Below are 21,260 nucleotides of genomic sequence, written 5' to 3'. Positions count from 1 at the left end.
CGGGAGGGTGCCGGCCGTGCGGGACGAGAACGTGGTGGACGACGGCGGCGGCCCGCACGCGGACACCGGCCGGGCGTTCTTCCACTGGGCCCCCTACCCGCTGTTCGCGCTCGCCGCGCTGCTCTCCTTCCTCGGCGCGGACGCGCTGATGTCCCCCGGCGAGCAGCGGCTGGCCTGGCCGTTGGGCGCGCTGGCTCTGGCCGAGCAGATCCGGTGGACGCTGCGGAGCCGCCTGGCCGGCCCCGGGGCGGCCGGCGGCACGTTCCACTACGTCGTGCGCGGCGCCCTGGCGGCGGCCCTGACCTGGCTGAACCCGCTCTTCGGCGTCTACGCCACGCTCGGCTACTTCGACGCGCACCGGCTGCTGCCGCCGCGTCGGGTGTGGCTGGGCCTGATGGCCACGGCGGTGACCATGGCCGGCTCCCAGTCCGGTGGGCTGCCCCCGTCGGGAGGGCTGGGCTGGGTGCTGTTCGGCACGCTGCTGGCCGTGCACATCGGGCTGGTGCTGTTCCTGCACCGCTTCACCCTCAAGGACGCCGAACGCACCCGGGCCAACGAGGCCACCATCGCCGAACTCGGCCGCGCCAACGCCCGGTTGGCCCAGACGCTCGACGAGAACGCGGGCCTCCACGCCCAGCTGCTGCTCCAGGCCAGGGAGGCCGGCGTGCTGGACGAACGCCGTCGGCTGGCCGCCGAGATCCACGACACCCTGGCCCAGGGGCTGGCCGGCATCGTCACCCAGCTGGAGGCGACGGCGGACGCAGGCCCCGCGGAGAAGGACCAGCGCATCGAGCGGGCCGCCACCCTGGCCCGCGACGCGCTGGCCGAGGCGCGCCGCTCCGTGCACGACCTCGGCCCGGTCGCCCTCGAACAGGACCCGCTGCCCCGCGCGTTGGCGAACACGACCGCCGCGTGGTCGCTGGCGGCGGGCGTGCCGGCGGCGTTCTCCGTCACCGGTCCCGCCGAGCCGCTGCACCCCGAGGTGGCGGCCACGCTGCTGCGCATCGCGCAGGAGGCGCTGACCAATGTGGAACGCCACGCGGCGGCCTCCCGGGTGGGGGTGACGCTGTCCTTCATGGACGACGAGGTCAGCCTCGACGTGCGGGACGACGGCCGGGGGTTCGTCCCACAGGACCCGGTGGGAGAGCCGACGGGGCGGGCTCCGGGGCACGGCTTCGGCCTGCGCGGCATGCGGTCCCGCGCCGAGCGGCTCGCCGGCGGGGTCGCCGTCGAGACGGAGCCGGGCGCCGGCACCGCCGTCTCGGCCAGGGTCCCGCTGGTGCGCCGTGGCTGAGCCGGCGGCGGCGATCACCGTGCTGATCGTGGACGACCATCCCGTGGTCCGGGACGGGCTGCGCGGCATCCTCGGCTCGGCGCCGGGTTTCACCGTGCTGGGCGAGGCCCCCGACGGACCCACCGGGGTCGAGCTGGCCCAGCGGCTCCGCCCCGATGTGGTGCTGATGGACCTGCGGATGCCGGGCGGCGGTGGCGTGGAGGCGATCGCCGCGATGACCGCGCGGGGGCTGCCGTGCCGGGTGCTGGTGCTCACCACCTACGACAGCGACGCCGACACCCTGCCCGCCATCGAGGCGGGCGCCACCGGCTATCTGCTGAAGGACGCGCCGCGCGAGGAGCTGTTCGCCGCCGTGCGGGCCTCGGCCGAGGGGCGCACGGTGCTCTCGCCGGCGGTGGCCTCCCGGCTGATGCACCAGGTGAGAAATCCCGGTGGTCCCGCCGAACGGCGGCCGTTGAGCGCCAGGGAACGCGAGGTCCTCGTGCTGGTGGCCCAGGGCACGCCGAACCGGGAGATCGCGCGGCGGCTCTTCATCAGCGAGGCCACCGTCAAGACGCATCTGGCCCATCTGTACGCCAAGCTCGACGCGAACGACAGGGCCGCCGCCGTCGCCACGGCCTACGAGCGGGGCATCCTGGGCTAGCGGGGTCTACCACCTCGGCCGTCCGGCGCTGGGCGAGTGGTGGCGCCTCACAGGCGGAGGATGACCAACGCGGTGTCGTCCTCGGTGTCGTCGCCCGGCAGCAGGTCGGCCAGCAGGGTGTCGGCCAGCGACTCGGCGGGCCGGTCCCGATGGCGGGCCAGCGAGGTGGCGAGCCGCTCCAACCCCTGGTCGATGTCCTCGTCGCGCCGCTCCACCAGCCCGTCGGTGTAGACCACCAGCACGTCCCCGTGCTCGAACGACACCGCGGCCTCGACCGCGCCGCCGCGTTCCGGAAGCGTGCCGAGCGGCGGGTTGGTCGCCCGGTCCATGAACTCCACCCGGCCCCGCCCACGGGCCAGCAGGGGCGGCAGATGTCCCGCGCAGCTGTAGGTGAGGACCTGGGCCCGCCAGTCGACGTGGATCTTCACCACCGTGCTGGACTGCGCGCCGGTGACCGAGCGGGAGTAGAGGTCGAGCACCTCCAGTGCCTGGGCCGGCCCGGCGGCGACCCGGGCCAGGGCGCTCAGCGCGCTGCGCAGCTGCCCCATCACCCCGGCCGCCCCCAGGCCGTGGCCGACCACGTCGCCGACGGCCACCGAGGTGCGGTGGGCGTCCAGGTCGATCAGGTCGTACCAGTCGCCGCACACGTTCATCACCGCGCTGGCCGGCCGGTAGCGCACCGCCGAGTCCCGGGGCACCAGCAGGTCGGGCGCGGGCAGCATCGCCTCCTGGAGCGCCAGCGCCACCTGCCGCGACCTGGCGTGCGCCTCCCGCAGCTCCTCGTTGACATGCTGCAACTCGCCCGCTCTGGCGAGGAGATCGGACTCCAGCCGGCGAACGTGGTCCCTGGCCTCGGGGGGATGCCCCCGGCCCCGCGCCTCGACCAGCTCGGTGACCTCCTCGATCCGGTTGAGCAGCAGCGCCACCTCGCCGTCGGGCCCCAGCACGGGGGTGTTGACGATGCTCCAGTAGCGTTCGGCCCACTCCCCCGAGCGCTCCCCGCACTCCACGTCGTACCGCTGGACGGCCATGACGTCGCGTTCCCGGGTGGCCAGCACCCGCTCCATGGACTGCCGCAGGTCGTTGGTGCCGCTGGTCCGCTCGTCGCCCGGGTTGTCGGGGAACGCCTCGTAGGCGAGGCGCCCGATCACCTCGTCCTTGGTGCGGCCGGCCGCCTCCAGATAGACGTCGCTGGCGTCGACGAACCGCAGATCGGTGGTGAGCAGGGCGATCGCCGCCGGAGACGACCGAAAGACCGCCGCGTAGTCGATCGGGATGTCCGTCATGCTGGCCCGCCTGTAGCTCGTGTGCCCCTGGCGCCACCATAGGGCCAGGCAGCCGTGCCCGGCGCGTATGCCCTGTCCAACGGGGTGATGCCGACGGGGGCGGGCCCCGCGGGCAGCGCGCCGGGGCGCGGAGCGCCGTCCGTCCGCCCTTCCGGCGGGGGGCCCGGCCGACGTTCGGGTCGGGCCGAAGGTCTAACGTCGCGGCGTGAGCACGACGCTGGTCTCCCCACTCGCCGAACCCTCCGCCGTGCCGGCCACCACACCCCGGCGCCATGAGCCCTCGGGGCCGCTGCCCGCCGTCCCCTCCTGAGGAGCCCCGCCTTGTCCCCGTCACCGTCCCCGTCCCCGTCATCATCGTCGTCGTCACCCGCACCGTCGTCAGCCGGTCTGGTCGCCGGCATGGAGCGGCATCAGGTCGCGGTCTATGTGGGGGCGTTGGCGGCCGGCGCCCTGGTGGGCCTGGCCGCCCCCGGCGCCGGCCCGGGGCTTGAGCACGCCATCAACCCGGTGCTGGGCGCCCTGCTGTATGTGACCTTCCTCCAGGTGCCGGCCGCCGAGCTGGTCCGCTCGCTGCGGGCCAGCCGGTTCCTGGCCGCCGCGCTGGTGGTCAACTTCGTCGCCGTGCCGCTGGTGGTCGCGGCGATGTTCGTCTTCCTGCCCGACGACCGGGCGCTGCGGCTCGGGGTGCTGCTGGTGCTGCTCGCCCCCTGTGTGGACTATGTGATCGTCTTCTGCGGACTGGCCGGCGGCAGCAGCCAGCGGCTGCTGGCCGCCACCCCGTTGCTGCTGCTCGCGCAGATGCTGCTGCTGCCCGGCTTCCTCTTCCTGTTTCTGGGGTCGGAGCTGGCGGATGTCGTCGAGGCGGGCCCGTTTGTCGAGGCGTTCGTGGTGCTGATCGCCGTTCCGCTGACCCTGGCCTGGCTCACCCAGGCATGGGCGGCCCGCCGCCCGGTCGGGCGGCGGACGGCGGACGCGCTGGGCACGGCGATGGTGCCGCTGATGGCGGCGACGCTGCTGACCGTGGTCGCCTCCCAGGTGCCCAAGCTGGACGAGAGCCTCGCCGACGTGGCCGCCGTGGTGCCGTTCTATGTGCTGTTCCTGCTGGTGATGGCGCCGGTCGGGGTCGGCGTCGCCCGGCTCTTCCGGCTGGAGCCCGTGGCCGGCCGCGCCATCGTGTTCACCGGGGCGACCCGCAACTCCCTGGTCGTCCTGCCGCTGGCCCTCGCGCTGCCCGACGCGTTCGCCATCGCGGCCGTGGTGGTCGTCACCCAGACGCTGGTGGAGGTGGTCGGCATGGTCATCTGCGTCCGGGCCGTCCCCCGGCTGCTGCCGATGCGCTGAGCGGCGGGCCACCTCGGCCCGGGCTGAACCGATGCCCTAGGGGGCTCTACGGGTAGCTGGGGCCGGGCGGTGGCGTCGACGATCGTCCTCCAGGGACGGAACGCCGGCCAGCGGCGTTTTCCGCGCGCGACGAGGGAGGCACTCGGCGCCATGACGAGTGATCTTGTGAACGGTACCGACGCCATCGCCATCACCGGCCTGTCGTGTCGCCTGCCGCAGGCCCCCGACGGGGGCGCGTTCTGGGAGTTGCTGCGCGCCGGGCGCAGCGCGATCACCGAGGTGCCGCCCGGCCGTTGGGACGCGGACGCGCTGCTGCCCGACGCGCCGGAACGGCACCGCGCCGCCCTGCGGCACGGCGGGTTCCTCGACGAGGTGGACCGGTTCGACGCCGGGTTCTTCGGGATCTCGCCGCGCGAGGCGGTGGCGATCGATCCCCAGCAGCGGCTCTTCGCCGAGCTGGCCTGGGAGGCCCTTGAGGACGCGGGCATCGTCCCCGGGACGCTGCGCGGCACCGCGACCGGCGTCGTCGTCGGCGCCACGGCCGGCGACTACGCGGCGCTGGCGGCGCGCGGCGGCGCCGTCACCCAGCACTCGCTGCCCGGTCTCAACCGGGGCGTCATCGCCAACCGGGTGTCGTACGCGCTGGGCCTGCGCGGGCCGAGCCTGACGGTGGACTCGGCGCAGTCGTCGTCGCTGGTCGCCGTGCATCTCGCGGTGGAGAGCCTGCGTCGGGGCGAGAGCACGCTGGCGCTGGCCGGCGGTGTGGCGCTCAACCTGGCGCCGGAGAGCGCCGAGGTCGCCGGCAGGTTCGGCGGGTTGTCCCCTGACGGGCGCTGCTTCACCTTCGACGCGCGGGCCAACGGCTATGTGCGCGGCGAGGGCGGCGGGGTGGTGGTGCTGAAGCCGCTGGCGCACGCGGTGCGCGACGGGGACCGGGTGTACGGGGTGATCCTGGGCGGCGCGGTCAACAACGACGGAGCCACCGAGGGCTTGACCGTGCCCAGCGCCGAGGCCCAGGCCGAGGTGGTGCGGCGGGCCTGCGCGGACGCGGGCGTGGACCCGGCGCTGGTGCGTTATGTGGAGTTGCACGGGACGGGCACCCCGACCGGGGATCCGCTGGAGGCGGCGGGTGTCGGCGCGGTCTACGGGCGGGCGCGCCCGGCGGGTTCGCCGGTGATCGTCGGCTCGGCCAAGACCAACGTGGGCCATCTGGAGGGCGCCGCGGGGATCGTCGGACTGATCAAGACGGCGCTGAGCCTCCGGCACCGGGAGATCCCGGCGAGCCTCAACTACGCGGCGCCGCACCCGGAGATCGATGTCGAGTCGCTGAATCTACGCGTCCAGACCGAGGCGGGTCCCTGGCCGGACGCGCCGCTGGTCGCCGGGGTCAGCTCGTTCGGCGTGGGCGGCACCAACTGCCATCTGGTGCTCGCCGAGGCCCCCGAGGTGACGGCGCCGACGGGGGCGGCGGGTGGGCCGGCGGTGCCGCTCACCCCCTGGCCGGTGTCCGGGCGCACGGACGCGGCGCTGCGCGCGCAGGCCGGGCGGCTGCGCGAGCGCCGGGGAACGGACGCCGACCCGTTCGACGTCGGCTGGTCGTTGGCGATGGGCAGGACCCACTTCGAGCGTCGCGCCGTGGCCATAGGGCCCGACCACGACGCCCAGTTGGCGGCGCTGAGCGCGGGCGAGGCGGCCCCGGGGCTGGTCACCGGGACCGTCGGCGAACACGGCGGGATCGCGCTGGTCTTCCCCGGACAGGGCTCCCAATGGGCGGGCATGGCGCGGGAGTTGCTGGCCACCTCGGCGGTCTTCCGGGCGTCGGTCGACGCGTGCGAGGCGGCGCTCTCCCCCCATGTGGAGTGGTCGCTGGCCGAGGTGCTGGCGGGCGCGCCCGACGCGCCGCCCCTGGACCGCGCGGATGTGCTGCAACCGACCCTGTTCGTGGTGATGGTGTCGCTGGCGCGGGTGTGGGAGTCGCTGGGCGTGCGCCCGGACGCGGTGGTCGGGCATTCGCAGGGCGAGGTCGCGGCGGCGCATATCGCCGGCGCGCTCGACCTGGCGGACGCGGCCCGGATCGTCAGCCTGCGCAGCAGGACCATCAGGCGGCTGGCGGGCACCGGGGCGATGGCGTCGGTGCCGCTGCCGGCCGACGAGGTCGCCCGGTATCTGGCCCCGTTCGGCGAGGCGGTGAGCGTCGCCGCCGTGAACGGGCCCGGCACCACCGTCGTGGCCGGCACCCCGGCCGCGGTCGCCGAGGTGGTGGCGCGGGCCCAGGAGGACGGGGTGCGCGCCAAGGCGGTGCCGGCCGTGGACTTCGCCTCGCACTCGCCGCACATGGAGGCCATCCGCGAGCCGCTGCTGGAGCAGCTGAGCGGGGTGGCCCCGCGCGCGGGCGGGACCACGTTCTACTCGACGGTGACCGGGACGCCCCAGGACGGTGCCGGCCTGGACGCCGACTACTGGTATACGAACCTGCGGCAGCCGGTGCTCTTCGAGGCGACGCTCCGGGCCATGGCGGACGCCGGGTTCGGCACGTTCGTCGAGGTCAGCCCGCACCCCGTGCTCACCCAGGGGCTGCGCGAGACGCTGCCGGAGGCGCTGGTCGTGGGGTCGCTGCGGCGCGAGTCGGCGCCCTGGCCGCGCCTGTTGACCTCGCTGGCCGAGCTGCATGTGCGCGGAGTGCCGGTGGACTGGTCGGGTGTCTTCGCCGGGCGGACGCCGGACCGGGTGCCGTTGCCCACCTACGCGTTCCAACGCGCCCGCCACTGGCCCGAGTCCGTGGCACCGACGGCAGCGTCCGGCGCGCCGCTGCCCCCGGTGGCGGCGCCCGAACCGGTCGAATCCGAGCGCGCGAGCTGGCCGGAGCGGTTCGCCGGGCTCGCGGCCGAGGGGCGGGCCAGGGCCGCGCTCGAACTGGTGCGGCTGCGCACGGCGTTGGTGCTGGGGCATCTGTCCTGGGAGGACGTGGACGCCGACCGGGCGTTCCGCGATCTCGGCCTGGACTCGACGCTGGCGGTGCAGCTGCGGCAGGAGTTGGCCGAGGCCACCGGGCTCGCGCTCCCCGACAGCCTGGTCTTCGACCATCCCAGCCCGACCCGGCTGGCCCACAGGCTGGCCGAACTGGCCCTGGGCGAGGAGCCGTCGCGGATTCCGGCGGCTCCGACGGCGCCGCCCGCGCCGGTGGCCGACGATCCGATCGTGATCGTCGGGATGGCCTGCCGGTTCCCCGGCGGCGTCGGTTCGCCCGAGGAGCTGTGGCGGCTGGTGGAGGACGGGGTGGACGCGATCTCCTCGTTCCCGGACGACCGGGGCTGGGATCTCGACGGTCTGTACGCGCCCGAGCCCGGCGTCCGGGGGCGGACCTACACCCGCCATGGCGGCTTCCTCGACGATGTCGCCGCGTTCGACGCGGAGTTCTTCGGCATCAGCCCGCGCGAGGCCACCGCGATGGACCCGCAGCAGCGGCTGCTGCTCCAGGTCGCGTGGGAGGCGTTCGAGCGGGCCGGGATCGCCCCCGACGGGCTGCGCGGCAGCGGCACGGGCGTCTTCGTCGGCGCGATGTCGCAGGAGTACGGCCCCCGGCTGCACGAGGGCGACGAGGGGCTCGGCGGCTATCTGCTCACCGGCACCACGGCGAGTGTCGCCTCCGGGCGGCTCGCCTACACCTTCGGCCTCCAGGGCCCGGCGGTGACGGTCGACACCGCCTGCTCGTCGTCGCTGGTCGCGCTGCACCAGGCGGCGCAGGCGCTGCGCGCCGGGGAGTGCTCGCTGGCCCTGGCGGGCGGCGTCACGGTGATGGCGACGCCGGGGATGTTCGTGGAGTTCGGGCAGCAGCGCGGGTTGGCGCCCGACGGCCGCTGCCGTTCGTTCGCCGCCTCGGCCGGCGGCACCTCCTGGGGTGAGGGCGCCGGCGTGGTGCTGCTGGAGCGGCTGTCGGACGCCCGCCGCGCCGGGCACCCGGTGCTGGCCGTGGTACGCGGCTCGGCGATCAACCAGGACGGCGCGTCCAACGGGCTGACCGCGCCCAACGGGCCGGCCCAACAGGGCGTCATCCAGACCGCGTTGGCCGGTGCCGGGCTGAGCCCCGACCAGGTGGACGCGGTCGAGGGGCATGGCACCGGCACCTCGCTCGGCGACCCGATCGAGGCCCAGGCGCTGCTCGCCACCTACGGCCAGGGCCGCTCCCCCGACGAACCGCTCTGGCTCGGCTCCCTCAAGTCGAACATCGGCCACGCCCAGGCGGCGGCCGGGGTGGCCGGCGTCATCAAGATGGTGCAGGCCATCCGGCATGGCACGCTGCCGAAGACACTGCACGTGGACGAGCCGAGCCCGCGTGTCGACTGGGACGCGGGCGGCGTCCGGCTGCTCACCGAGGCCAGGGCCTGGCCGGAGACGGGCCGTCCGCGCCGCGCCGCGATCTCGTCCTTCGGGATCAGCGGCACCAATGCCCATCTGATCCTGGAGGCCCCGCCCGCGCCTGAGGAGCCCGCCGCCGCGCCCACGCCGGCGGGCCACCCCGTGCCCTGGGTGCTGTCCGCCGCCTCGGCCGAGGCACTCGGGGAGCAGGCCGCGCGGCTGCGCGCCGGGCTGGCGTCCCAACCGGGCCTCGCCCCCGGCGCGATCGGCCACGCGCTGGCCAGGGGCCGGGCCCGTCTCCCCCATCGCGCCGTCGTGGTGGCGGCCGACCGCGCGGAGTTCGACGCCGCGCTGACGGCGCTCACCCGTGCCGAGCCGACCTCCGCTCTGGTGCGCGGCACCGCCAGGGACGGCGCGACGGCCTTTCTCTTCACCGGTCAGGGCAGTCAACGCCTGGGCATGGGCCGTGAGTTGGCCGAGACGTTCCCGGTGTTCGCGGCGGCGCTCGACGAGGTCTGCGAGCTGCTGGGGCCCGAGGTCCGGGCGGTGATGTGGGGCGACGAGGAGGCGCTGGGGCGCACCGAGTTCACCCAGCCGGCGATCTTCGCCGTGGAGGTGGCGCTGTTCCGGCTGTTCGCGTCCTGGGGCGTGCGGCCCGACGTCGTCGCCGGCCACTCGATCGGCGAGCTGGCCGCCGCCCAGGTGGCGGGCGTGTTCTCGCTGCCGGACGCCGCCCGGCTGGTGCGCGCCAGGGGCCGGTTGATGGGGGCCCTGCCGCGCGGCGGGGCCATGGTCGCGGTGGAGGCCACCGAGGAGGAGGTGCTCCCCCTGCTGACGGCAGGGGTGGGTCTGGCCGCCGTCAACGGGCCGGCGTCGGTGGTCATTTCGGGCGTGGCGGACGAGGTCGACGCCGTGCTGCTGCGGCTGGGCGAACGTCGGACCAACCGGCTCACCGTGTCCCACGCGTTCCACTCGCCGCTGATGGACCCGATGGTGGCGGAGTTCCGCGAGGTGGCGGGCCGCATCGCCTACGCACCGCCACGGATCCCCGTGGTGGCGGGCGGCGAGGTGACCGATCCGGAGTACTGGGTGCAGCATGTGCGCGCCACGGTGCGGTTCGCCGACACCGTCACCCGTCTTGAGGCGTCGGGCGTCACCCGTTGTCTGGAGCTCGGCCCGGACGCCGTGCTCACCCCCATGGCCCGCGCCGCCCTCGCCGCCGGGCCCCGACCCGCCACGCTGGTGCCCACCCTGCACCGGGACCGGGCGGAGCCACGGGCGGTGTTGACGGCCCTGGGCCGACTGCACGCGGACGGGGTCGCCGTCGACTGGGCGGGCGTGTTCGGCCCGGGCCCGGCTCCGGTGCTCGACCTGCCGACCTATCCGTTCCAGGAGCGGCGCTACTGGCTTCGGACGCCGAGGCCGACCGGTGGCGCCGACGGTCTCGGGTTGACCGCGACCGGCCATCCGCTGCTCACCACGGCGGTGGAACTCCCCGACTCCGGCGGCCTGTTGCTCACCGGACGGATCGCCGCCGCCGATCCCGCCTGGGTGCCCGACCACGCCGTGTTCGACACCCCCGTGCTGCCGGGCGTCGCGTTCCTGGACATGCTGCTGCACGCCGCCGCCCGGGTGGGCAGCACCCGCGTCGCGGAGCTGACCCATCACGCGTTCCTGGCCCCGCCCCCGCGCGGCGCCCTCCAGCTACGGGTGCATCTGCGACCGGCGAACGACGCGGGCCTGCGGACCTTCGCCGTCCACGCACGGCCCGAGGGCGCCGATCCGGATGCGGACTGGACCTGCCATGTCACGGGCACGCTGGGGGCCGCCGACGAGCCGGCGGAGGTGGCGCCGGCCCCGGCGGCCTGGCCGCCGCCCGGGGCCCATGCGTTGGACACCGAGGGCTTCTACGCCTGGATGGCCGGGGCCGGGCTCCGTTACGGGCCGGCGTTCCAGGGCCTCAGGGCGGCCTGGCGGGACGGCGACACGCTCTATGCCGAGGTCGAGCTGCCGGCCGGCACGGGCCCCGGCGGCTATGGCGTCCATCCGGCGCTGCTCGACTCCGCGCTGCACCCGCTCGCCCTGGCCGCCGTCGACACGGAGTCGGACGGCACGCTCCAGGTGCCGTTCGCGTGGAGCGGGGTGACGCTGCATGCCGGCGGCGCCCGCGCGCTGCGGGTCCGGCTGGCCAAGTCGGGCCAGGAGAGCGTCGCGCTGCTGGTCACCGACCAGGACGGCGCGCCCGTCCTCTCGGTCGACTCCCTCGCGATGCGGGCCGTCAGCCCCGACCGGTTCGCCCCCACCCCGGCCACCGACCGGGACGGCGCGCTGCACGAGGTCGTCTGGCGTGCGCTGCCGGCGGGTGCGGCGGAGGCCGGTTGGGAGGTGCCGGCGCTCGGCGCCGGGCCGGTGCCGGTCGCGCCGGGGGTGTTCGCCGCCTGGTGCCTGCCCCAGACGGACACCGATCCCGTCCAGGCCGCCCATGACGTGCTGCGCCGCACCCTCGCCCTGGCCCAGGAGTTCCTCACCGGCGAGGAGACCGACGCCCGCCTGGTGTTGCTCACCCGGGGCGCCGTCTCCACCGACACACCCGACCTGGCCACCGCCGCACTCTGGGGCCTGATCCGCTCCGCCCAGTCCGAACACCCGGGCCGGTTCACCCTGCTCGACCTGGACGATTCGGCGCCCTCGCTGGTTGCCGCCCCGGGAGAGCCCCAACTGGCCCTGTGCGACGGTCAGTTCCTCGTCCCCAGGATCGCCAGAACGCCGGCGGGGACCAGCGCGGAAGGGGCGACGTTCACCCCGGGACGGACCGTGCTGATCACCGGCGGCACCGGCGCCCTGGGCGCACTGCTGGCCCGCCACCTCGTCACCCGACACGGCGTCGACCACCTCCTGTTGACCAGCCGCAGCGGACCCGAAGGCGCCGGCACCCTCGCCCAGGAACTCACCGACCTCGGCGCCCACATCACCATCACCGCCTGCGACACTACCGACCCCCACGCCCTCACCCAACTCCTGGACACCATCCCCGACGAGCACCCCCTCGGCTCCGTCATCCACTGCGCCGGCGTACTCGACGACGCCACCCTCACCACCCTCACCCCCGAACGCCTCACCACCGTCCTACGCCCCAAGATCGACGCCGCCTGGAACCTCCACCACGCCACCAAACACCTCACCCTCGACACCTTCATCCTCTACTCCTCAGCCGTCGCCACCCTCGGCTCCCCAGGCCAAGCCAACTACGCCGCCGCCAACGCCTTCCTCGACGCCCTCGCCACCCACCGCCACACCCAGGACCTCCCCGCCACCTCCCTCGCCTGGGGCCTCTGGCAACACGGCATGGCCACCACCCTCAACCCCCACGACCTCCACCGCATGACCCGCAACGGACTCCACCCCATGCCGGCGGAGCAGGCGCTGGCGCTCTTCGACGCGGCGCTGAGGAGTGACCGGGCGGTGCTGGTCCCGGCCAGCCTGGGCGGCGACCCGACCAAGGCCAGGCCCCTGCTCGCCGAGTTGGCGCCCGCGCCCAAGCCGAGGAGCGACGAGCGGAACGACCGGCGGGACGACCCGGGCGCGGACGCGCCGCTGCGCCAGCGGCTCGCGGCGCTGCCCGAGGCCGACCAGCGCGAGGTGCTCCTCACCTTCCTCGGGGTGCACGCCGGCGCCGTGCTGGGCCACGAGGGTCCGCTCGCCATGGACCCCGAGAAGCCGTTCAAGGAGCTGGGGTTCGACTCGCTCAGCGGCATCGAGCTGCTGATCGTGCTGAGCGAGGAGACGGGGCTGCATCTGCCGTCGACCATGCTCTTCGACCACCCCACGCCGGAGGCGTTGATCAGCCATCTCAGGGACGCACTGGTCGAGGAGGCCGCGGAACCACCCGCCCCCGCCCCCGCGCCCGTCGCGTCGGCAACGGTCGTCGAGGAGCGGATCAACGAGCCGATCGCGATCGTCGGCATGGCGTGCCGGTTCCCCGGTGGGGCCAACTCCCCCGACGCGCTCTGGCAGTTGGTGATGGACGAACGGGACGCGGTCGGCCCGTTCCCCGACAACCGGGGCTGGGACCTCGACCACCTCTTCGACCCCGACCCCGACGCCCGAGGCCGCACCTACGCCAGCGAAGGCGGCTTCCTCTACGACGCCGACCGCTTCGACCCCGAGTTCTTCGGCATCAGCCCCCGCGAAGCCCTCGCCCTCGACCCCCAACAACGCCTCCTCCTCGAAACCGCCTGGGAGACCTTCGAACACGCCGGCATCGACCCCACCCCCCTACGCGGCTCCGCCACCGGCGTCTTCGCCGGGGTCGTCACCCAGGAGTACGGCTCCCTGGTCCATCGGGGCGACGAGCCCGTGGACGGCTTCCTGTTGACGGGGACGACGGCGAGTGTGGCGTCAGGCCGGATCGCCTACACCCTCGGCTTCGAGGGACCAGCCGTCACCATCGACACCGCCTGCTCCTCCTCCCTCGTCGCCCTCCACATGGCCTGCCAAAGCCTCCGCAACAACGAAAGCACCATGGCCCTGGCCGGCGGCGCCACCATCATGGCCAACCCCGGCATGTTCCTCGAATTCAGCCGCCAACGCGGCCTCGCCCCCGACAGCCGCTGCAAATCCTTCTCCAACACCGCCAACGGCGTCGCCTGGGCCGAAGGCGCCGGCATGATCCTCCTCGAACGCCTCACCGACGCCCAACAACACGGCCACCCCATCCTCGCCACCATCCAAGGCACCGCCATCAACCAAGACGGCGCCTCCAACGGACTCACCGCACCCAACGGACCCGCCCAACAACGCGTCATCCACACCGCACTCACCAACGCGGGACTCACCCCCAACGACATCGACGCCATCGAAGCCCACGGCACCGGCACCCCCCTCGGCGACCCCATCGAAGCCCAAGCCCTCCACCACACCTACGGCCAACACCGCACCCCCAACAACCCCCTCTACCTCGGCTCCCTCAAATCCAACATCGGCCACGCCCAAGCCGCCGCCGGCATCGGCGGCATCATCAAAACCATCCAAGCCATCCGCCACGCCACCCTCCCCAAAACCCTCCACATCAACCAACCCACCCCCCACATCGACTGGACCAACACCCCCCTCCAACTCCTCACCCACACCCAACCCTGGCCCCACACCAACCACCCCCGCCGCGCCGCCGTCTCCTCCTTCGGCATCAGCGGCACCAACGCCCACATCATCCTCCAACAAGCACCCCCGGCAGAGCCCGAAACGACCGCCCCGGACGGCGATCAGCCGGTCCCGGACGGCGCCGCGCTCGCGTGGGTGCTCTCCGCCCGAAGCCAGGACGCGCTTCGCGCCCAGGCGGAGCGGCTGCGCCAGCACCTCACCGCGCACCCCGAGGCGCGCCCGGAACAGGTGGGGCAGGCCCTCACCACCGGGCGTTCGCTCCTCCCTCAGCGGGCCGTGCTGATCGCGGACGGGCCCGAGGGGTTCGACCGGGCCCTCGAAGCCCTCGGCCGCGGCGAGCCCTCCCCCGCGCTGGTGCGCGGCGCCCCCCGGCCGGGCAAGACGGCGTTCCTCTTCACCGGTCAGGGCGCCCAACGCGCCGGCATGGGCCGCCAGTTGTACGACACCCACCCCGTCTTCCGAGAGGCGTTCGACGAGGTCTGCGCCGCCCTGGACCACCACCTGGACACCCCACAGCCGCTCAAGAAGATCGTGTTCGGCAACGACCAGGAGCGACTGAACCAGACAGGGCACGCCCAGGCGGCGCTCTTCGCCGTCGAGACCGCGCTGCACCGACTGGTGGCTTCCTTCGGCATCACGCCCGACTATCTCGCCGGGCATTCGGTGGGCGAGATCGCCGCCGCGCATGCCGCCGGGGTGCTCTCCCTGGACGACGCCAGCCGCCTGGTCGCCGCCCGAGGCACCCTGATGCAGGCCCTCCCACCCGGCGGCGCCATGGTCTCCCTGCGCGTCGGCGAGGACGAGGTCCTCCCGCTGCTGGCGGGCCGGGAGCACGAGGTCGCGCTGGCCGCCGTGAACGGGCCCGCGTCCGTCGTGGTCTCCGGCACCGGGGCGGCCACCGCCGAGATCGCCGAGGCGCTGGCCGAACGGGGCGTCAGAACACGCCGGTTGGCCGTCTCGCACGCCTTCCACTCGCCGCTGATGGAACCCATGCTGGCGGAGTTCGCCCGCGTCGCCGGCGAACTGGCCTTCCACCGGCCGAACGTTCCCGTGGTCTCCAACCTCACCGGGCGGCTCGCCGAGCCGGGCGAGATCGCCGACCCGGCGTACTGGGTGCGGCATGTGCGGGAGGCGGTGCGCTTCGCCGACGGTGTCACCACCCTCCACGAGTTGGGCGTCCGGCACTTCCTTGAGCTCGGCCCGGACGGCACCCTCACCACGATGGCCCAGGACAGCCTCGACGAGGACGCGTCCGAGAGCACCCTGGTCGCGTCGCTGCACCGGGAGCGGGACGAGGACCACACCTTCCTCGCCGCGTTGGGGACGCTGCACGCCCATGGGGTGCCGCTCTCCTGGGCGCCGCTCTTCGGCACCGGCCGACGGCCCGTCCTCGATCTGCCGACCTACGCCTTCCAGCGCCAGCGCTACTGGCTGGACGCGTCCGTCCCGACGGTGGGCGCCGGTGGCCTCGGGCTGACGGCGACGGGCCATCCTGTGCTCAGCACGGTGACCGAACTCCCGGACGGGGGCGGGCACTTGTTCACCGGGCGGGTCTCCGGATCGAATCCGGCATGGGTGGCGGAGCACGCCATCTTCGGCGCGATGATCGTGCCGGGGGTGGCCTTTGTGGACCTGCTGTTGCATGTGGCCGGCCAAGTGGGCTGCGACCAGGTCGAGGAGCTCACCCACCACGTCTTCCTCGCCGTGCCGGAGCGCGGCGCGCTCCAGCTCCGGGTGCTGGTGGAGTCCGCCGACGAGACCGGGCGGCGCCCGCTGGCGGTGTACTCGCGGCCCGAGGTCGCGCCGGCCGAGACCTCGTGGACGTGCCATGCCACCGGGGCGCTGGCCCCGGGGCGGCGGGAGGCCCCCGCGACGATCGACACGCTCGCCGACCAGGCATGGCCGCCGGCCGCCGCCGAGCCCGTCGACACGGCGGAGTTCTACCGGCGGATCGTCGACGCGGGGTTCGGCTACGGCCCGCTCTTCCGCAGCCTCGACGCCGCCTGGCGGGACGGCGATATCACCTACGCCGAGGTCGCGCTGCCCACGGACGCGGACACGGACGGCTATGGCATCCACCCGGGCCTGCTCGACTCGGCGCTCCAGCCGGCGGCCCTGGTCGCCGGGGACGCGGGCACGGCGGACACCATCCGGGTGCCGTTCTCCTGGAGCGGCGTCTCCCTGCACGCGACGGGGGCGCGGGCGTTGCGCATCCGCCTCGCCTGGGCCGCCCAGGACACCCTGACGCTGGTCATCTCCGACCAGACGGGCGCCCCGGTGATGACGATCGACGCGCTGGTGATGCGGGCGGTCGGCGCCGACCAGCTCGCGCAGGCGCGGGCCGCCGACGCGGGCGAGCTGTTCGCCGTCGACTGGGCCTCCGTCCCGGCCCCCTCGGGTGCGGCGGAGGCCGGTTGGGAGGTGCCGGCGCTCGGCGCCGGGCCGGTGCCGGTCGCGCCGGGGGTGTTCGCCGCCTGGTGCCTGCCCCAGACGGACACCGATCCCGTCCAGGCCGCCCATGACGTGCTGCGCCGCACCCTCGCCCTGGCCCAGGAGTTCCTCACCGGCGAGGAGACCGACGCCCGCCTCGTGTTGCTCACCCGGGGCGCCATCTCCACCGACACACCCGACCTGGCCACCGCCGCACTCTGGGGCCTGATCCGCTCCGCCCAGTCCGAACACCCCGACCGGCTGGTGCTGGTCGACCTGGACGAAACACCGGACTCACTCGCCGCCGTCCCCGCGTCCCTTGCCACCGAGGAGCCCCAACTCGCGCTGCGCGACGGTCATTTCCTCGCCCCCAGGATCGCCAGAACGCCGGCGGGGACCAGCGCGGAAGGGGCGACGTTCACCCCGGGACGGACCGTGCTGATCACCGGCGGCACCGGCGCCCTGGGCGCACTGCTGGCCCGCCACCTCGTCACCCGACACGGCGTCGACCACCTCCTGTTGACCAGCCGCAGCGGACCCGAAGGCGCCGGCACCCTCGCCCAGGAACTCACCGACCTCGGCGCCCACATCACCATCACCGCCTGCGACACCACCGACCCCCACGCCCTCACCCAACTCCTGGACACCATCCCCGACGAGCACCCCCTCGGCTCCGTCATCCACTGCGCCGGCGTACTCGACGACGCCACCCTCACCACCCTCACCCCCGAACGCCTCACCACCGTCCTACGCCCCAAGATCGACGCCGCCTGGAACCTCCACCACGCCACCAAACACCTCACCCTCGACACCTTCATCCTCTACTCCTCAGCCGTCGCCACCCTCGGCTCCCCAGGCCAAGCCAACTACGCCGCCGCCAACGCCTTCCTCGACGCCCTCGCCACCCACCGCCACACCCAGGACCTCCCCGCCACCTCCCTCGCCTGGGGCCTCTGGCAACACGGCATGGCCACCACCCTCAACCCCCACGACCTCCACCGCATGACCCGCAACGGACTCCACCCCATGCCGACCGAACAAGCCCTCGCGCTCTTCGACGCGGCGCTCGACACCGGGCGACCGGTGGTCGTTCCGGCGAAGTTCGACCTGGCCGGGCTGCGCGCCCGGGCCTCGTCCGCCCCGGTGCCGGCGCTCTTCCGTGGGTTGGTGCGCGCGCCGGTGCGCGGTGCCGCCCTGGCCCAGGGGTCCCGCGCGGCGGGCGGCGGTCTGCGGGAGTCCCTCGCCGGGCGCCCGGAGCGGGAGCAGATCCGGGTCATCGTGGACTTCCTCCGTGGCCAGATGGCCGGCGTGCTGGGGCACGGTTCGCCGGACGCGATCGATGCGGCCAGCTCCTTCCGGGAGCTGGGCTTCGACTCGCTCAGCTCCGTTGAGTTGCGGAACGCGCTCAACAAGGCGTCGGGGATGCGGCTGCCGTCCACGCTGCTGTTCGACTACCCGACGCCCGCCGTGCTGGCGCGGCATATCCAGACCGAGTTGGCGGGGGCCGAGCAGCCGGCGGAGCGCGCGCCCCGGGCGCAGGTCACGCCGCGCACCGCGCCGGACCCGACGCACGCGAACGAGCCGATCGCGGTGGTGGGGATGGCGTGCCGGTTCCCCGGTGGGGCCAACTCCCCCGACGAGCTCTGGCAGTTGGTGATGGACGAACGGGACGCGGTCGGCCCGTTCCCCGACAACCGGGGCTGGGACCTCGACCACCTCTTCGACCCCGACCCCGACGCCCGAGGCCGCACCTACGCGAGCGAAGGCGGCTTCCTCTACGACGCCGACCGCTTCGACCCCGAGTTCTTCGGCATCAGCCCCCGCGAAGCCCTCGCCCTCGACCCCCAACAACGTCTCCTCCTCGAAACCGCCTGGGAGACCTTCGAACACGCCGGCATCGACCCCACCCCCCTGCGCGGCTCCGCCACCGGCGTCTTCGCCGGGGTGGCCGCGGGCGAGTATGTGTCGTTGACGCACCACGGCGGGGAGCCGGTCGAGGGCTATCTGTTGACGGGGACGACGGCGAGTGTGGCATCAGGCCGGATCGCCTACACCTTCGGCTTCGAGGGACCAGCCGTCACCATCGACACCGCCTGCTCCTCCTCCCTCGTCGCCCTCCACATGGCCTGCCAAAGCCTCCGCAACAACGAAAGCACCATGGCCCTGGCCGGCGGCGCCACCATCATGGCCAACCCCGGCATGTTCCTCGAATTCAGCCGCCAACGCGGCCTCGCCCCCGACAGCCGCTGCAAATCCTTCTCCAACACCGCCAACGGCGTCGCCTGGGCCGAAGGCGCCGGCATGATCCTCCTCGAACGCCTCACCGACGCCCAACAACACGGCCACCCCATCCTCGCCACCATCCAAGGCACCGCCATCAACCAAGACGGCGCCTCCAACGGACTCACCGCACCCAACGGACCCGCCCAACAACGCGTCATCCACACCGCACTCACCAACGCGGGACTCACCCCCAACGACATCGACGCCATCGAAGCCCACGGCACCGGCACCCCCCTCGGCGACCCCATCGAAGCCCAAGCCCTCCACCACACCTACGGCCAACACCGCACCCCCAACAACCCCCTCTACCTCGGCTCCCTCAAATCCAACATCGGCCACGCCCAAGCCGCCGCCGGCATCGGCGGCATCATCAAAACCATCCAAGCCATCCGCCACGCCACCCTCCCCAAAACCCTCCACATCAACCAACCCACCCCCCACATCGACTGGACCAACACCCCCCTCCAACTCCTCACCCACACCCAACCCTGGCCCCACACCAACCACCCCCGCCGCGCCGCCGTCTCCTCCTTCGGCATCAGCGGCACCAACGCCCACGTCATCCTCCAACAAGCACCCACCTCGGAGGAACACCAGGAGCACGGCGCGGAGTCGGCGCCGCGGGGCCCGGTGCCCTGGGTGCTCTCCGCCAGGAGCGAGGACGCCCTGCGGGCCCAGGCGCGGCGGCTGCTCGACCATGTGACGGAGCGTCCCGAGCTGCGTCCGGCCGAGGTCGCCCACGCGCTGGCCACCTCCCGCACCACCTTCGAGCACCATGCCGTCGCCGTCGGCGGTGACCGGGACGAGCTGCTCGCCGGGCTCAGGACGTTGGCGTCCGATCCGACCGCCGATCTCTTCCCGTCGGGCCCCCGGGCGGAGGGGGTCGCCTTCCTCTTCACCGGCCAGGGCGCCCAACGCGCCGGCATGGGCCGCCAGTTGTACGACACCCACCCCGTCTTCCGGGAGGCGTTCGACGAGGTCTGCGCCGCCCTGGACCACCACCTGGACACCCCACAGCCGCTCAGGGACATCGTGTTCGGCGACGACCAGGAACAGTTGGACCAGACCGGGCACACCCAGCCCGCGCTCTTCGCCTTCCAGACGGCGCTCTATCGGCTGGTGGCCTCCCTCGGCGTCATCCCCGGTCAGGTGATCGGCCACTCCGTGGGCGAGATCGCCGCCGCGCATGCCGCCGGGGTGCTCTCCCTGGACGACGCCAGCCGCCTGGTCGCCGCCCGAGGCACCCTGATGCAGGCCCTCCCACCCGGCGGCGCCATGGTCGCCGTCGAGGCGACCGAGGAGGAGGTGGCCGCGCGCCTCACCGACGGGGTGAGCGTCGCCGCCGTCAACGGCCCCCGGGCGCTGATGGTTTCGGGTGACGAGGCCGAAGTGGCCGCGATCGCCGACGAGTTCGCCGCGCTGGGGCGGCGCACCAGGCGGCTGCGGGTGAGCCACGCGTTCCACTCCCCCCGGATGGAGCCGATGCTGGACGCGTTCCGTGCGGTCGCCGAGGAGCTGACCTATCGGGCGCCCGAGATCCCGTTTGTCTCCACCGTGACGGGACGGGCCGACGCCGAGCCGACCAGCGCCGCCTACTGGACCGAGCAGATCCGCGCCACCACCCGCTTCCACGACGGCCTCGTCGCCTTGCAGGGCGAGGGGGTCAACGCCTTCCTGGAGATCGGCCCGGACGCGGTGCTCACCGCGCTGGCCCGGGAGGCGCTGCCCCAGGCGGCGGCGGTGCCACTGGTCCTCCGGGGCCAGGACGAACCGGCCGGGCTGGTCCGCGGGCTGGCCAGGGCGCACGCGCACGGTGTCGCCCTCGACTGGTCGGCGCTGCTCGCGGGGGGCGGGGCGCGGCGTGTGGACCTTCCCACCTACGCCTTCCAGCGCCGCCGCTACTGGCTGGAGCGGCAGGCCCCGGCCGGCTCGCCCGGTGGTCTCGGCCTGGAGGGCACCGCCCATCCGCTGTTGGCCACGGCCACCGAACTGCCGGACGGCACCCATCTGTTCACCGGACGGGTGGCGCTGTCGACGCATCCGTGGCTGGGCGACCACGTGGTGATGGGCACCGTGATCCTGCCGGGCACCGCCTTCGTCGAGCTGGCGTTCCACGCCGCGCTGGCGGTCGGCCAGGACGAGATCGCCGAGCTGGTGCTGAACGCGCCCGTCACCTTCGGATCGCGGGGCGCGGTGCTGCTCCAGGTCGTGGTGGGGCCCGAGGACCGGGCGGGCGGCCGGACGCTGACCCTGAGGTCCCGGGCCGAGGAGGACCACTCCTGGACGGAGAACGCCACCGGCACCCTGGGCGGTCTGGTCCCCGCGACCTGACGGAACCACCCCTGAGGGCCGGACCCCGAGAACGGGTCCGGCCCTCGGCCATGTCGGGCCGGCACGGCCAGGTGGGCGGCACAGACGGCGCCGCCCCGTCCCGGCTCGGGGCCGGGGCGGGGCGGCGGGTCGGTGG

At 74.0% G+C, this 21,260-nt stretch carries 5 protein-coding genes; 4 read left to right on the top strand and 1 reads right to left on the bottom strand.

Annotation, left to right across the window (positions count from 1 at the left end; genetic code table 11):
- Positions 1 to 16: 16 nt before the first annotated feature.
- Both K4G22_RS29910 and K4G22_RS29905 read left to right on the top strand, forming a co-directional pair.
- On the top strand, positions 17 to 1,294 hold the full coding sequence (locus K4G22_RS29910; RefSeq protein WP_228083594.1) for a sensor histidine kinase: 1,278 nt from the start codon (positions 17 to 19) through the stop codon (positions 1,292 to 1,294).
- On the top strand, positions 1,287 to 1,937 hold the full coding sequence (locus tag K4G22_RS29905; protein WP_228083593.1) for a response regulator: 651 nt from the start codon (positions 1,287 to 1,289) through the stop codon (positions 1,935 to 1,937). The genes K4G22_RS29910 and K4G22_RS29905 overlap by 8 nt, the downstream gene beginning before the upstream one ends.
- 47 nt (positions 1,938 to 1,984) lie before the next feature.
- Here K4G22_RS29905 and K4G22_RS29900 read toward each other — a convergent pair whose 3' ends face one another.
- The gene (locus K4G22_RS29900; RefSeq protein ID WP_228083592.1) at positions 1,985 to 3,223 is read right to left on the bottom strand and encodes a PP2C family protein-serine/threonine phosphatase; all 1,239 of its coding nucleotides are present in this window, start codon (positions 3,221 to 3,223) and stop codon (positions 1,985 to 1,987) included.
- A 399-nt stretch (positions 3,224 to 3,622) separates the two neighbouring features.
- Here K4G22_RS29900 and K4G22_RS29895 point away from each other — a divergent pair, with 399 nt between their 5' ends.
- Complete coding sequence (locus tag K4G22_RS29895; protein WP_228083591.1) at positions 3,623 to 4,564, top strand: bile acid:sodium symporter; 942 nt, start codon at positions 3,623 to 3,625, stop codon at positions 4,562 to 4,564.
- Between the two features lie 150 nt (positions 4,565 to 4,714).
- Complete coding sequence (locus tag K4G22_RS29890) at positions 4,715 to 21,124, top strand: type I polyketide synthase (RefSeq protein WP_228083590.1); 16,410 nt, start codon at positions 4,715 to 4,717, stop codon at positions 21,122 to 21,124.
- Positions 21,125 to 21,260: the final 136 nt, after the last annotated feature.

Source organism: Streptomyces profundus, assembly GCF_020740535.1.
GTDB lineage: Bacteria > Actinomycetota > Actinomycetes > Streptomycetales > Streptomycetaceae > Streptomyces > Streptomyces profundus.
The sequence above is the reverse complement of the archived record's forward strand: the minus strand, read 5'-3'. Positions and strand labels throughout refer to the sequence as shown.